Origin of the sequence: Mesorhizobium sp. B2-2-3, from assembly GCF_006442405.1 — a bacterium.
GTDB lineage: Bacteria > Pseudomonadota > Alphaproteobacteria > Rhizobiales > Rhizobiaceae > Mesorhizobium.
The window spans coordinates 292,869-307,674 of sequence record NZ_VFWC01000009.1 but is presented as its reverse complement, the minus strand read 5'-3'; the positions used below and the strand labels follow the sequence as shown (position 1 = coordinate 307,674).

Here is a 14,806-nt window from a genome sequence, read left to right as displayed (position 1 = left end):
CCCGGCCGGCAGGGGGGTACAATGTTCTCATTCATCGCCAGACGCATCGGCACGATACTGCTCACGATGCTGTGCCTGACGCTGGTCGTCTTCTTCCTCGTCAATCTGGAACCCAACCTGAAGAAGCTGGCGATCAGCCAGACCGAGATGCACACCTCGGCCGAACAGCTGGAGAGCTGGCTGGTCAATCATGGCTACCGGCAGAACTTTTTCGTGCGCTACGGCCAATGGCTGGGCGTCGTGCCCAAGCAGCCGGTAACCGATCCGGCGACCGGTAAGCCGGCGCAGCGCTTCTCCTTCTGCAATGATCCGGCCGAGCCGAAGTTCTCCGGCGTGCTCCAGGGTGATTTCGGCTGCTCGACCAAATTCAAGACCACGGTGGGCGCCAAGCTGTTCCCTGCGCTCGGCGCCACGGGCATCCTGATGTTCTGTGTGCTGACGGTGATGGTGCCGGTCTCGCTGCTGATCGGCATCCTGGCCGGCATGCGCGAGGGGTCGCGCACCGACCGGGTGCTGTCGGTCGCCTCGATCGCCTCGACGGCGACGCCCGAATACGTATCGGGCGTCATCTTTACCGTCATCTTCGCCTCCTGGCTTGGCTGGCTGAACGGATCCGCCGCATCGGCAAGCCAGGGCATCACCTTCTATAACTTCACGCTGCCGGTGATCACGCTGGCCATCTACGGCATCGGCTACATCGCGCGCATGACGCGTGCCTCGATGGTCGAGGTGATGACGCAGCAATATATCCGCACCGCCCGGCTGAAGGGTCTTTCCTTCAAAAGCGTGGTGGTCAAGCACGCGCTGCGCAACGCTCTGATCGCGCCCTTCACCGTGATCATGCTGCAGTTTCCGTGGCTGCTCACCGGCGTCGTCATCGTCGAGGTGATGTTCCGATATCAGGGCTTCGGCTACACACTGGTCGAGGCCGCCGGCAACAACGACATCGACCTTTTGCTCGGCTGCTCGCTGGTCTCGGTGTTCATCGTCCTGATCACGCAGCTCATTTCCGATGTCGGCTACGCGTTCCTCAATCCGCGCATTCGGGTCCAGTAGGGGAGACGGCGCATGCAAGCCCAATATATTGGCGCCTCCACCGTCGTCCTTGAAGTGCTCTGGCGCTTCTGGCCGGTCTGGCTCGCGCTTCTCATCGTCATGGGCGCGAGCTTCCTCTACAAGAAGAAGCTGGCTCTCTACGGCCAACTGTTCGACAGCGGCGTCGGCATAGCGGGGGTGGCCATCTGCCTGTTCTGGCTGTTCACGGCGATCTTCGCCTCGACCATCTCGCCTTTCGATCCGCTCGGCCAGATTCCCATCATGAAGGATACACTGCCCGGAGCCATCGAACCGCAATCGGGCCTCGCCTATCTGTTCGGTGGCGACAAGCTCGCCCGCGATGTCTTTTCACGCATGGTCTATGGCAGCCAGATCGTCCTGATCATCGCGCCGGCGGCGACCGGCTTCGCGCTTATGGTCGGCATCACGCTCGGCCTGCCGGCCGGCTATTACGGCGGCAAGATCGATACCGTTTTGTCGTTCCTGGCCAATCTCGTGCTGGCCTTCCCGGTTATCCTGCTGTTCTACCTCCTAGTGACGCCGGGCATCATGGACACGCCGATCCCCTACGCGCTGGCCGGCGTTTTCTTCCTGTTCCCGATCATTTTCTTCTGCGTGCTGTTCTGGACGCGCTACAAGAACCGTTCCGACCGGATCTACATCCTGCTCGGACTGACGCTGGTGGTCGGCGGCTGGATCTATGCCGGCCTGGTGTTCGATGCCGACCCGCTGAAGATCGTGCATATCGATCCCAACCAGCTCAACATCTTCGTGGCGGTGGTGTTCGCCTCCAGCCCGGGCGTGTTCCGCATCGTGCGTGGCCTGACCATGGATATCAAGACGCGGGACTATGTGGCGGCGGCCCAGACGCGCGGTGAATCGCCATGGTACATCATGCTGTGGGAGATCCTGCCCAATGCGCGCGGACCGCTGATCGTCGATGCCTGCCTGCGCATCGGCTACACCACCATCCTGCTCGGCACGCTGGGCTATTTCGGCCTCGGGTTGGCGCCGGAAAGTCCCGACTGGGGCACGGCGATCAAGGATGCCAGCCGGCTGCTGCGTTCCTTTATCCACCCGGCACTGCCGCCGACGATCGCGCTGATGTCGTTCGTGCTGGGGCTAAACCTGCTCGCCGATTCCCTGCGCGAGCAATCGATGAAGGATTGATGGCGGGGTCCTCGACCCTACTTGCCCGGAAAAACCAAGGATTGGAGCGACCCATGAACGAGGCAGTTCGAAATCCGGCCAGGCCGAACAATGGGCCGATCATCGAGATCGAGAACCTGTCGATCTCCTTCTTCACCCGCAAAGGCGAGATACCGGCCGTGATGGATTTTTCCTGCACGGTCATGCCCGGCGAGGCGATGGGCATTGTCGGCGAATCCGGCTGCGGCAAGTCGACCGTGTCGCTCGGCATCATGCGCGACCTCTCCAACATCGGGAAGATTGTCGGCGGCAAGATCAAGTTCCAGGGCAAGGACATGGGCGAGCTCTCCGAGGAGGAGCTGCGCAGCATCCGCGGCAACAAGATCGCCATGATTTATCAGGAGCCGATGGCGAGCCTGAACCCGGCGATGAAGATCGGCCAGCAGCTAATGGAAGTGCCGCTGATCCACGACAAGGTGTCGAAGGAAGAGGCCTATAAACGTGCGCTCGAAATGGTGCGCTCAGTGAAGCTTCCCGATCCGGAACGCATGATGCGCTCCTATCCGCACCAGCTTTCCGGCGGCCAGCAGCAGCGCATCGTCATCGCCATGGCGCTGCTGTCGAAGCCGGCGTTGCTTCTCCTCGACGAGCCGACGACGGCGCTCGACGTGACGGTGGAGGCGGGCATCGTCGAACTGGTCAAGGGGCTGGGCGAGAAGTTCGGCACCTCGATGATCTTCGTGTCGCACAATCTTGGCCTGATCCTGGAGACCTGCGACCGCATCACGGTGATGTATTCGGGCGAGGCCGTCGAGACCGGCAAGATCAAGGACGTGTTCGACCGGATGCGCCATCCCTATACGCAGGGCCTTTTCCGCTCGATTCCGCTGCCGGGCGCCGACAAGAACTCGCGGCCGCTGATCTCGATCCCCGGCCAGCTGCCCCTGCCGCATGAAAGGCCGAAGGGCTGTAATTTCGGTCCACGCTGCCACCATTTCGTCGAGGGCGTCTGCAACGCCGCCGAAATCCCGATGATCGAAGTCGCGGGACATGAAGGTCATTTCTCGCGCTGCGTGCGGTTCAACGAAATTGATTGGGACGCCCTGCCGCCCGGCGCCAAAAAGGTCAATGAGAAGGTCGTGCCTGGCGCACCGGTACTCAAGATCGAGGACTTGAGAAAATACTACAAGGTTGGCGGCAGCGAGGTGTTCGGCTCAAGCGAGGGCCGCGTCGTCAAGGCCAACGAGACGATTTCGTTTACGGCGCGCGAATCCGAAACCGTCGCCATTGTCGGCGAATCCGGGTGCGGAAAATCGACGCTGGCCAAAGTACTGCTCGGGCTCGAGACGGCGAGCTCCGGCAAGGTCACGCTCGCCAACAAGGAAATCCAGTCGACCGGCATCGAGAGCCGCAGCGTCGACACGGTGTCGTCGATCCAGATGGTGTTCCAGAACCCGTTCGATACGCTCAACCCCAGCCATTCGGTCGGCTCGCAGATCATCCGCACACTGGAAAAGTTCAACGTCGGCAAGACCGTCGCCGACCGGCGCAAGCGCATGCTGGAATTGCTTGACCTGGTGAAGCTGCCGCGCGCCTTCGAGAGCCGCAAGCCGCGCCAGCTTTCGGGTGGCCAGAAGCAGCGCATCGGCGTGGCGCGCGCCTTTGCCGGCGATGCCAAGGTGGTGGTGGCCGACGAGCCGGTCTCGGCGCTCGACGTGTCGGTGCAGGCGGCGGTGACTGAGCTGCTGATGGACATCCAGCGCAAGAATAAGACGACGATGCTGTTCATCAGCCACGATTTGTCGGTCGTGCGCTATATCGCCGACCGGGTCGTCGTCATGTATCTCGGCTATATCGTCGAGCAAGGCACGACCGACCAGATCTTCGCGCCGCCCTATCATCCGTACACCGAGGCACTGCTTTCGGCGATCCCTATCGCCGACACCAGCGTGATCAAGAAGCACATCGTGCTGGAGGGCGACATACCCTCGGCAATGAACCCGCCGACAGGCTGTCCATTCCAGACGCGCTGCGGCTACAAGAGACTGGTGCCGGATAATCTCTGCGAAACCAAGGTGCCGCCGGTAAAGAACCTGGGCGACGGGCACATGAGCCTGTGCTGGCTCTCGGACGACGTTCTGGCGACGATGGAGCCGGTGATCAAGTTCGACAAGCAGCATGCCGACCATGAGGGCGTGCCGGACGACGCGCCGCATGGGGTCGGCCCGGGCTTTGCCGGTCAGCCACCCAACCGACCACATGGCAAGACCGCCAGTGCGGAAGCCAGCGCGGTGGGAGAGGACGCCGAGGAGACAGAAGCCGTGTGGCGAGCCCGCCGCCACGAGGTGCGCGACGAGGTCTCCGAAACAGGTGCACCGGCGACCGATGCCAACGCGACCTCCGCGCCTTTTACGCCGAGAACGCTTGGCGAGGGCCGCCAGGCAGAGAATGCGCGTGTCGCACCAATTAGCGGCCGTGCGGCCAGACCAGGCGCGGCGCGTGATGGCGCGGCCGACAGGAACCGACCCGCCGGCATCTCCAAGCCTGCCAAGCCGGACGACTTGAAATTGATATCCGGCGTGGGTCCGAAGACGGAAGCCATCCTCAATGGCCTCGGTATCTTCACCTACGCTCAAATTGCCTCGTGGAAGAAGGCCGAACGGGAGTGGGTCGACGACCATTTGAGATTCCAGGGCCGCATCGAGCGCGAGGACTGGGTCAAGCAGGCGAAGGCGCTCGCCAAGGGCGGCGAGGCGGAATACATCAAGGTGTTCGGCAGGAAGCCGCGCTGACAGATGCTGTCGTTGTAGCGGGAGCCCTTTAGCTGCCGCACTGCCTTAGCTGTTCGGCATAGTCGCGGGCCATCTTGTCGGTGGCCCGGGCATAGCTCTGGACGCCGGAATCGCCACGATTGCCGCGGCCATAGGCGGTCCAGCCGAGATAGTAGGCAAGGTAGAGATTGTAGGTGTCGTTGCGGGCGACGCCGTAGGTATCCGCTGTCTTGGAATGGTACCAGCCGACGAAATCGACGGCGTCGGAGAATTTGGTCCGGCGGGCCGCCCAGTTGCCCGTTTCGCTCTGATATTGCGACCAGGTCCCGTCCAGCGCCTGCGAGAAGCCGGTGGCCGACGAGACGTGCTTCCAGGGGATGAAACCGAGCAGTTTGGTGCGCGGCGGCCGGGCGTTGCTCTTGAAACCGGATTCCTTGCGCACGGTCGCCATCAGCACGGGGACGGGCACGCCGTATTTCTGCTCGGCGCGTTCGGCGGCCGACTGCCAATTGTCGAACCAGCCGTCATTCTGGTCGAAGACGGCGCAGACATTGTTGATGTGGCTGGGGGCCGTCGCACAGGCCGAAAGTGCCAGCAGCATACCAACCGCTACAATTTTACTAAAACTTGACCTACGCATCGGCAGAGCAATAGGCTCAAATCATAAAGGGAATCTTGCTGCCCTCGTTAACGGGCCGCCGATGCGGGCGCTTCAGAAAAATGCCATATTGATCACCCGACATATCTTGTCGCTTTTCATAAATCGATGTTTCGAAAATGCCGCCTCGGTTAAAATCGCGCCCGCAAACGGCGTATTTCTGACAGCTGGCGCGGTTTGCCGAGGCTTTGATGCCTGGCATGAACGAACCAAGACGCAAGCGCGGCGCCGAGCGCACCAGCAACCGGGGACCAGGGCCTATCCCGCAGCTGCCGGCGAGGCGGGTGACCAATCCTTATCCGCCGATGGCCTTGCTGTCGCCCGACCAGATCGAGGCGATCCACCAAGCGTCGATGCACATATTGGAGAATTTCGGCATCGAGGTGATGAGCCCGCGGGCGCTCTCGCTGTTCGAGCAGGCCGGTGCCAGCGTGGACCACGCGTCGGCGAACGTGCGCATTGACCGCGGCATGGTCGACGAGGCGCTGAAGACGACGCGGTCCAATTATTCCCTTACACCGCGCAATCCGGCCAACGCCGTTCATCTCGGCGGCAACACAATCAATTTCACGCTCGTTGCGGGGCCGCCCAATGTGCACGACATGGCGCGGGGCCGCCGCCCCGGCAATTTGCGCGACTATGCGGATCTGACCCGGCTGGCGCAGCATTTCAACTGCGTGCACATGCTCGGTAACCAGGTCTGCGCGCCGGTCGAATTGCCGGCCAATTCGCGCCATCTCGACACCTATTTCACCAATCTGACGCTGACCGACAAAAGCTTCCATGTCTCGGCGATCGGCCGGGGCAGGGCGCTGGACGGGATCGAGATGATGGCGATCGCGCGTGGGCTGACGCTGGACCAGTTGCGCGACGATCCCGGCATCGCCACCATCATCTCGGTCAACTCGCCGCGCCGTTTCGACGAGATGATGGCCGAGGGGCTGATGACGATGGCCGAATTCGGCCAGTCTGTGGCAGTCACGCCGTTCACGCTGATGGGCGCGATGAGCCCGGTGACGCTGGCGGGTGCGCTCGCGCAGCAGAATGCGGAAGCACTGTTCGGCGTAGTCCTGACGCAACTTGTGCGTCCGGGCGCGCCGGTCATGTATGGCGCCTTCACCTCCAATGTCGACATGAAGTCGGGCGCGCCGGCCTTCGGCACGCCTGAAAACACCAAGGCCAACATCGCGTCGGGGCAATTGGCACGGCGTTACGGGCTGCCCTACCGAACAACGCCGGGCTCGGCCTCCAACGCCGCCGATGCGCAAGGCGCTTACGAGACGTTGATGGCGCTGTGGGGCGCTGTGCTCGGCCACGGCAACCTCGTCTATCACGCCGCCGGCTGGCAGGAGGGCGGGCTGACGGCGTCGTTCGAGAAATTCATCATCGACGTCGAAATGATCCAGCACATGATGGAGTTTTTGCGCCCGATCGTGGTCGACGAGGCCGAGCTTGCCGTCGAGGCGCTGGGCACGGTGCCGACCGGCGGCCATTTCTTCGGCGAGCCGCACACGCTGGAACGTTATGCGACGGCCTTCTATCAGCCGATGCTTTCGAACTGGCAGAATTTTGAAGCCTGGCAGGAAGCCGGCGGCCTCGACGCAACCGCGCGCGCCACGCGGTTGTGGAAGAAGGCGCTCGAAGACTATGTCGAGCCGCCGATGGACGTCACCGTGCGCGAAGCGCTGGAGGCCTACGTGACCAAGCGCAAGGAAGCGATTGGGGCGGGCGAGCCGTGATGCGCCACGAACGTCCCGTTTTGAATCATCTAGCCCATCCAACTCACTGATATCAGAGAAGAACCCATGAAATCGCATGCAAAGGTCGTGGTCATTGGCGGCGGGGTTGTCGGGTGTTCCGTGCTGTTCCATCTCGCCCGCCATGGCTGGACCGACGTCGTGCTTCTGGAGCGAGACGAGCTGACTTCAGGCTCGACGTGGCACGCGGCCGGCGGCATGCACACGATCAATGGCGATCCCAACGTCGCCAAGCTGCAGAAATACACGATCAACCTCTACAAGGAGATCGAGGAGCTTTCCGGCCAGGCGACCGGCGTGCATCTGACCGGCGGCGTGCTGCTGGCGGCGACCGAGGCACGGCTCGACTGGCTGCGTGGCGTCGTCGCCAAGGGTCGCTATCTCGGCATCGATCTCGAAGAAATCTCGCCGAAAGAAGCGGCCGAACTGATGCCGCTGCTCGACCCCAAGCAGTTCGTCGGCGCTGTCCGCAACAAGGAGGACGGCCATCTCGATCCCTCCGGCGTCACCCATGCCTATGCCAAGGCTGCGCGTAAGCTGGGCGCCGAGGTCGAGCGCTTCACCAAGGTCGAGGACATCGTGCGGCGTCCCGACGGGCTGTGGCGCGTCATCACCAACAAGGGCGAGGTCGTAGCCGAGCATGTCGTCAACGCCGGTGGCCTTTGGGCGCGCGAGGTCGGCCGCATGGTCGGGCTCGAACTGCCGGTGCTGGCCATGGAGCACATGTATCTGATCACCGAGGACATGCCGGAGGTCGCCGCCTGGAACGCCAAGACCGGCACCGAGATCATCCACGCCGTCGATTTCGACGGCGAGCTCTATTTGCGCCAGGAGCGCGGCGGCATGCTGATGGGCACCTATGAGAAGGCCAACAAGGCATGGTCCGAGCACCAGACGCCGTGGAATTTCGGCCATGAATTGCTGGAGCCGGACATCGACCGCATCGCGCCGTCGCTGGAAGTCGGCTTCCGGCATTTCCCGGCCTTTCAGAACACCGGCATCAAGCAGATCATCAACGGACCCTTCACCTTCGCGCCTGACGGCAACCCGCTGGTCGGGCCGGTGCGCGGTTTGCCGGGCTTCTGGGTGGCCTGCGGCGTCATGGCCGGTTTCAGCCAGGGCGGCGGCGTTGGGCTCGCGCTGTCCAACTGGATGATCGAGGGCGATCCCGGCGCCGACATCTGGGCCATGGACGTGTCGCGCTATGGCGACTGGGCGACGATGGCCTACACCAACGCTAAGGTGCGCGAGAACTATTCCAGGCGCTTTTCGATACGCTTCCCCAATGAGGAATTGCCCGCCGGACGGCCGCTGAAGACCACGCCGGTCTATGACCTGCTGTCGGCCAAGGGCGCGCAATGGGGCGTGTCCTATGGGCTAGAAGTGCCGCTCTGGTACGCGCCCGAAGGCGTCAAGGACGAGTTCTCGTGGCGTCGCTCGAGCGATTTCGCGCATGTCGGCAGGGAGGTTGCAAACGTTCGCGGGGGCGTCGGCATCGCCGAGATTTCGAATTTCGCCAAATACGGCGTGACAGGCGAGGGGGCTGCTGCATGGCTCGACCGGCTGCTCGCCTGCAAGCTGCCGAGGCCAGGCCGCATGACGCTGGCGCCTATGCTGAAGGAGGACGGCAAGCTCATCGGCGATTTCACGCTGGCCAATCTCGGCGGCGAGGAGTGGTTCATCGCCGGTTCCGGCATTGCCGAGCAGTACCATATGCGCTGGTTCGAAAAGCATCTGCCCGCGGATGGTTCTGTCCGCATCGAGGCTTCGGGCGCGAAACTCACCGGCCTTGTCGTCGCCGGGCCGAAGGCGCGGGACGTGCTGGCCAAGGTCACGCGGACGGACGTCTCGAACGCCGCCTTTCCCTTCATGGCCATCGGCAAGATGGATATCGGCATGGCGCCGTGCCTGGTAGGCCGCGTCAGCTACACCGGTGATCTCGGCTATGAAATCTGGGTGGCGCCGGAATATCAGCGCGCGGCGTTCCAGGCGCTGATGGCGGCGGGCGAGGAGTTCGGCATTGGCCTGTTCGGCTCCCGTGCGCTGAACGCACTGCGGCTGGAAAAGAACTATGGCTCGTGGGCGCGCGAATACCGGCCGATCTACGGACCGCTGGAGGCAGGGCTCGATCGCTTTGTCGCCTATGGCAAGGAAGCCGATTTCATAGGCAAGACCGGGGCGTTGGCAGAGCGCAAGCAGGGCGGCAAGCTCAGGCTGCGCGCCTTCATCGTCGAGGCTGCCGACGCCGATGTCATCGGCGACGAGCCGATCTGGTTCGGCGGCACGGTGCGTGGCTGGGTGACGTCAGGCGGCTATGCGCATCATTCAAGGAAATCGGTGGCCATGGGCTACGTGCCGAAGGAGATCGCCGAGGAGAGCGAAGGCTTCGAGATCGAAATCCTCGGCAAGCGCCATGCCGCACGCATGCAGCCGGTGCCGCTGTTCGACGCCAATTTGCAGCGGATGCGGGCGTGAACAATCCGCATCCGGCTCGCATCAGGCAGCGCGGCGATTGTCGAGCGCAAAGGCGCCAGGGCCGGCGAAGAACAGATAGAGGAAGATGAAGCAGAACGAGATCGCCAAATCGCCGCCATTGTTGACCGGGAAGAAGCCGCGCGGCATGTGCGCCATGAAATAGGCGATCGCCATCTCGCCGGCCAGAAGGAAGGCGACTGGGCGGGTGAACAGCCCCAGCGCGAGCAGGATGCCGCCGGCGAACTCGAGAATGCCGGCTGTCAAAGTCAACCCGCTGAGGGCGTGGGGTTCGGCGCTTGCTGGGAAATTGAACAGCTTCTGGCTGCCATGCTCGATGAACTGCAGCGCGGTCATGATGCGCAGAACGCCGAGCGCCTGTGGCTGGTATCGGGCCAAGCCTTCAAAAAGCGCCATCTGAAACTCCGTTTTCACCCCCCAGGTCCGGCCTAGATTATCGCCCCGAGATGGACCATTCACTTCCCGCTACCGGACATCAACAATCGGTGATGCGAGATGTTCCGCAACGCGTCGATATTTTCTCCCTAAGGTTGCATTATTATCCTTATGGTTGTATCGATCTGTAGATAGTTGAAATCGTTTGGGGGTCTCTCGCCATGAAAAAAGTCGTCATCAGCTTTTTCGCAATCCTTGCAGGTACCAGCTTCGCGATGGCCGGGGATGCCGGCTGTGAGGCTTTCAAATGGCCGGTAACGCGCGAGCAGGCGCTGTTCGCCGCGCCTCCTTCTGCTGCGTCGGGGACGACGCTGGCGGTCGGCGCTGCCGCCGATCTGGTTCTGGTGCCGGCCGAGACAGCGGAATTCGCCCTCCCGCCGGAACGTGCCCCGGCGCCTGGCACGTTCGGCGCTGTCGCCAGCATGGTTGTGCCGCCGGAAGGGGGCATCCAGATAAGCCTGTCGGGCGAAGCCTGGATCGATGTCATTCAAGACGGCCATACCGTGAAATTGGCCGGCTACAGCGGGGTCAAGACCTGTCCGGACATTCGCAAAAGCGTTCGGTTCAAGCTTGCGCCCGGCCCGGCCACCGTCCAGTTCAGCGGTGCAAAAAAGGCAGGCCTGAAAGTCGCGGTGCTGACGCCGGAATAGCTCGGCGCCAAGCGAGGACACGGCCCTCAATCTTACGATCAAAGGCCGTCCTCCTGTGCGACGTTGAGCCCCTTACCGTCCGGGCGCCATCAAGGCGAAATGGGCGCCTTGCGGATCCTGGCACTGCACGATCCAGCTGCCGCCGGGGACCTCCATCGGGCCCATCAGGATCTTGCCGCCATTGTCGGTCACCTGTTTTGCCGCCGCGTCGATGGCGGTTACGTTGAAATAAAACTGCCAGACCGGCACCGGGATCTGTTCGGGTTTGTTCATGATGCCGCCACCGGATTCGGGGCCGGCCGCGAAGGTTTGATAGGTTCCCATCGGCCCCATGTCGAAATCGCCGGCATTGGTCCATCCGAACTGGCTGGAATAGAAGTCGAACGCGGCCTTCCAGTCGGTTGTGTAAAGCTCGTGCCAGCCGATATGGCCCGGCGTGCTGGCCGGCACGACCGGCTGGTCGGGCCCGTTCGGCTGCAGGAACATGAAGGTCGCGCCTTGCGGATCGGCGACGACGGCGAAGCGGCCGACGCCCGGAATGTCGTCGGGCTGGCGATGAACGGCGCCGCCGGCTTTCTGCAGCGACGCCGTGGCAGCATCGACATCCCTGGTGTGGATATAGCCAAGCCAGGCGGGAGGCATGCCCATCTTGGCGGCATCCTCAGGCATCGTCATCAGCCCGCCGACGCCACGCTCGCCGACATTCATGACGATGTAGCGCGGCATGCCGGGAGCCTTGTCGAAGGCTTGCGCGGTCCAGCCGACCACCTTGGTATAGAACGCCTCGGCGGCGTCGAGGTCTGATGTCATCAATTCGTACCAGAAGAAGGGCATTGGGGATTTCGGCATCGTCGGTCTCCTCACCTTTTGCGTCGATCGTCCTTCGATCCATCATAGGACGATCTTCGAGACGGAAATCCGACAGCGGAGGAAAAATTGCGGCTCGACAGGCATGCCATGATTGCGGCCTGCCGCTTAGCGGACCGTCCTTCCTCGAAAGTTCGACATTCGCGCATTATGATATTAAACGTGAACCAAATTATCATGTTTTATTCGAGCCTTTTCAGAGGCTTATGTAGAAAATTGACCAATTGATAAAAAAATAAAACGTGCTAGCCTTCCCTAAAACGAAAACAAGGGGAACTGACGATGGCAGAAGGCCAGTTCAGGGAAGGCATTGCAGGCGGCCGGCTGCCTGCCGATCAGTATGCGGACAATTTTTCCGACCTGCATCCGCCGCTCGATCACCACGAGGCGCTGGTCGAAGCGGACCGCTGCTATTTCTGCTACGACGCGCCGTGCATGAACGCATGCCCGACCTCGATCGACATTCCGCTGTTCATCCGCCAGATCTCCACGGGCAATCCGATCGGCTCGGCCAAGACCATTTTCGACCAGAACATTCTGGGCGGCATGTGCGCCCGCGTCTGCCCGACCGAGACGCTGTGCGAGGAGGTCTGCGTGCGCGAAGTGGCGGAAGGCAAGCCGGTGCAGATCGGTCGGCTGCAGCGCTATGCCACCGATATCGCGATGAGCGAGAACAGGCAATTTTATCCACGTGCCGCACCGACAGGCAAGACGGTCGCCGTGGTGGGCGCCGGGCCGGCCGGCCTTGCCGCCGCACATCGGCTCGCCCGCCATGGCCACGACGTCACAATCCTGGAAGCGCGCGCGAAGGCGGGCGGGCTCAACGAATACGGCATCGCCGCTTATAAGAGCGTCGACAATTTCGCCCAAGCCGAGGTCGAGTACGTTACCTCGATTGGCGGGATTGATATCCAGAACGGTAAGGCGCTCGGCCGCGACTATCAGCTCTCCGACCTGATCCGCAATTATGACGCGGTGTTCCTGGGCATGGGGCTCGGCGGCGTCAATGCGCTGCGCGCCGATGGCGAGGCCGCCGTGGGCGTCACCAACGCCGTCGAGTTCATCTCCGAGCTGCGCCAAGCCAGCGATCTCTCCGGCCTGCCGGTCGGCCGCCGCGTCGTCGTCATCGGCGGCGGCATGACGGCGATCGATGCCGCGGTGCAGTCGAAGCTGCTTGGCGCCGAGGAGGTGACGATCTGCTACCGGCGCGGCCAGGAACATATGAATGCTTCCGAATTCGAGCAGGACCTGGCGGCCGCCAACGGCGTCGTCATCCGACACTGGCTACAGCCGAAGCGGGTGATTGCCGAAGGCGGCAAGGTCAATGCCATCGAGCTTGAATACACCGCCATGAACGGCGACAGTCTTGCCGGCACCGGCGAGACGCTGACCCTCGTTGCCGACCAGGTGTTCAAGGCGATCGGACAGAGTTTCGTCCCCGCTGCGCTCAACGGCAGCGGTGCTGCGATCGAGCTCGAGGCCGGGCGCATCAAGGTCGATGCGGAAGGGCGCACCTCGCTGGCCAAGGTCTGGGCCGGCGGCGACTGCATATTCGGTGGCGACGACCTGACCGTCTCGGCCGTGGCGCAAGGGCGTGATGCGGCGGAATCCATTCACCGGGCACTGACCTCGAACGGGAGGGCATGAGCATGGCAGATATCAGGAATAATTTCGTCGGCATCAAATCGCCCAATCCGTTCTGGCTGGCCTCGGCGCCGCCGACCGACAAGGCCTACAATGTCGTGCGCGCCTTCAAGGCCGGTTGGGGCGGTGTCGTCTGGAAGACGCTGGGCGAAGAGGGCCCGCCGGTGGTCAACGTCAATGGCCCACGCTACGGCGCGATCTGGGGCGCCGACCGCCGTCTGCTCGGCCTCAACAACATCGAGCTGATCACCGACCGCGACTTGCAGACCAATCTGCGTGAGATGAAGCAGGTCAAGATGGAGTGGCCCGACCGGGCGCTGATCGCCTCGATCATGGTGCCTTGCGTCGAGGAAAGCTGGAAGGCGATCCTGCCGCTTGTCGAGGAAACCGGCGCCGACGGCATCGAGCTCAATTTCGGCTGCCCGCACGGCATGTCGGAGCGCGGCATGGGCGCCGCCGTCGGCCAGGTGCCGGAATATATCGAAATGGTTGTGCGCTGGTGCAAGCAGTACACGCGCATGCCCGTCATCACCAAGCTGACGCCCAACGTCACCGATATCCGCAAGCCGGCGCGAGCAGCACATGCCGGCGGCACCGACGCGGTGTCGCTGATCAACACCATCAACTCGATCACCGGCGTCGATCTCGACAGCTTCGCGCCGATGCCGACCATCGACGGCAAGGGCTCGCATGGCGGTTATTGCGGCCCTGCGGTGAAGCCGATCGCCATGAACATGGTGGCCGAGATCGCGCGCGACCCCGAAACGCAGGGGCTGCCGATCTCCGGCATTGGCGGTATCACCACCTGGCGCGACGCTGCCGAGTTCATGGCGCTCGGCGCCGGAAACGTGCAGGTGTGCACGGCCGCGATGACCTACGGTTTCAAGATCGTGCAGGAGATGATCGCCGGTCTCGAAAACTGGATGGACGAGAAGGGCCATCGCTCGCTCGACGACATCATCGGCCGTGCCACGCCCAATGTCACGGACTGGCAGTATCTCAACCTCAACTATGTCGCCAAGGCGCATATCGACCAGGATGCCTGCATCAAATGCGGCCGCTGCCACATCGCCTGCGAGGACACCTCGCATCAGGCGATCACCAGCATGGTCGACGGCGTCAGGCATTTCGAGGTGATCGAGGCCGAATGCGTCGGCTGCAATCTTTGCGTCAATGTCTGCCCGGTTGACAACTGCATCACCATGGAGCCGCTGGCCGCCGGGGTGATGGACCAGCGCACCGGCATGCCTGTGTCGCCGGTCTACGCCAACTGGACCACGCACCCGAACAACCCAATGGCCAAGGTGGCGGCGGAGTAGGGCGGAA

11 protein-coding genes and 1 pseudogene are annotated in these 14,806 nt (G+C 62.7%); 8 read left to right on the top strand and 4 right to left on the bottom strand.

Annotated elements, in window-relative coordinates; all coding sequences use genetic code 11:
• Positions 1 to 21 precede the first annotated feature (21 nt).
• The 3 genes and pseudogenes from FJ951_RS19040 to FJ951_RS19030 all read left to right on the top strand — a co-directional run.
• Entirely contained in the window at positions 22 to 1,056 is a 1,035-nt protein-coding gene (locus tag FJ951_RS19040; protein ID WP_140516684.1) for an ABC transporter permease, read from the top strand.
• A gap of 12 nt (positions 1,057 to 1,068) precedes the next feature.
• Positions 1,069 to 2,226, top strand: a complete 1,158-nt coding sequence (locus FJ951_RS19035; protein ID WP_140495091.1) for an ABC transporter permease — start codon at positions 1,069 to 1,071, stop codon at positions 2,224 to 2,226.
• A 53-nt stretch (positions 2,227 to 2,279) separates the two neighbouring features.
• Positions 2,280 to 4,481, top strand: a pseudogene (locus FJ951_RS19030) (ABC transporter ATP-binding protein); the annotation flags it as partial.
• Positions 4,482 to 5,025: 544 nt separating this feature from the next.
• Here FJ951_RS19030 and FJ951_RS19025 read toward each other — a convergent pair.
• Together FJ951_RS19025 and FJ951_RS19020 are read right to left on the bottom strand one after the other, a co-directional pair.
• The gene (locus FJ951_RS19025; protein WP_140495095.1) at positions 5,026 to 5,616 is read right to left on the bottom strand and encodes a transglycosylase SLT domain-containing protein; all 591 of its coding nucleotides are present in this window, start codon (positions 5,614 to 5,616) and stop codon (positions 5,026 to 5,028) included.
• A gap of 16 nt (positions 5,617 to 5,632) precedes the next feature.
• A complete protein-coding gene (locus tag FJ951_RS19020) occupies positions 5,633 to 5,836 on the bottom strand; it encodes a hypothetical protein (RefSeq protein WP_140516680.1) in 204 nt (67 codons plus the stop codon).
• On the opposite strand from FJ951_RS19020, the gene FJ951_RS19015 reads away from it, so the two are divergent.
• Both FJ951_RS19015 and FJ951_RS19010 read left to right on the top strand, forming a co-directional pair.
• The gene (locus FJ951_RS19015) at positions 5,835 to 7,373 is read left to right on the top strand and encodes a trimethylamine methyltransferase family protein (protein ID WP_140516678.1); all 1,539 of its coding nucleotides are present in this window, start codon (positions 5,835 to 5,837) and stop codon (positions 7,371 to 7,373) included. The two genes, FJ951_RS19020 and FJ951_RS19015, sit on opposite strands and share 2 nt — an antisense overlap.
• 66 nt (positions 7,374 to 7,439) lie before the next feature.
• Positions 7,440 to 9,866 carry an FAD-dependent oxidoreductase gene (locus FJ951_RS19010; RefSeq protein ID WP_140516676.1) on the top strand — a complete coding sequence of 809 codons (2,427 nt, stop codon included), beginning with the start codon at positions 7,440 to 7,442 and terminating at the stop codon, positions 9,864 to 9,866.
• Between the two features lie 21 nt (positions 9,867 to 9,887).
• Here the strand turns inward: FJ951_RS19010 and FJ951_RS19005 are convergent, their stop codons facing one another.
• Positions 9,888 to 10,280, bottom strand: coding sequence for a DoxX family protein (locus tag FJ951_RS19005; protein ID WP_140516674.1), 393 nt, complete (start codon positions 10,278 to 10,280; stop codon positions 9,888 to 9,890).
• A 200-nt stretch (positions 10,281 to 10,480) separates the two neighbouring features.
• Between FJ951_RS19005 and FJ951_RS19000 the strand changes: the two genes are divergently transcribed.
• Entirely contained in the window at positions 10,481 to 10,969 is a 489-nt protein-coding gene (locus FJ951_RS19000; RefSeq protein ID WP_140516672.1) for a hypothetical protein, read from the top strand.
• Positions 10,970 to 11,041: 72 nt separating this feature from the next.
• Here FJ951_RS19000 and FJ951_RS18995 read toward each other — a convergent pair whose 3' ends face one another.
• Entirely contained in the window at positions 11,042 to 11,818 is a 777-nt protein-coding gene (locus tag FJ951_RS18995) for a VOC family protein (RefSeq protein WP_140516670.1), read from the bottom strand.
• A gap of 300 nt (positions 11,819 to 12,118) precedes the next feature.
• On the opposite strand from FJ951_RS18995, the gene FJ951_RS18990 reads away from it, so the two are divergent.
• Both FJ951_RS18990 and preA read left to right on the top strand, forming a co-directional pair.
• Positions 12,119 to 13,483, top strand: a complete 1,365-nt coding sequence (locus FJ951_RS18990) for an NAD(P)-dependent oxidoreductase (RefSeq protein ID WP_140516668.1) — start codon at positions 12,119 to 12,121, stop codon at positions 13,481 to 13,483.
• Positions 13,484 to 13,485: 2 nt separating this feature from the next.
• Positions 13,486 to 14,799, top strand: coding sequence for an NAD-dependent dihydropyrimidine dehydrogenase subunit PreA (gene preA, locus FJ951_RS18985; protein WP_140495109.1), 1,314 nt, complete (start codon positions 13,486 to 13,488; stop codon positions 14,797 to 14,799).
• The last annotated feature ends 7 nt before the right edge of the window (positions 14,800 to 14,806 follow it).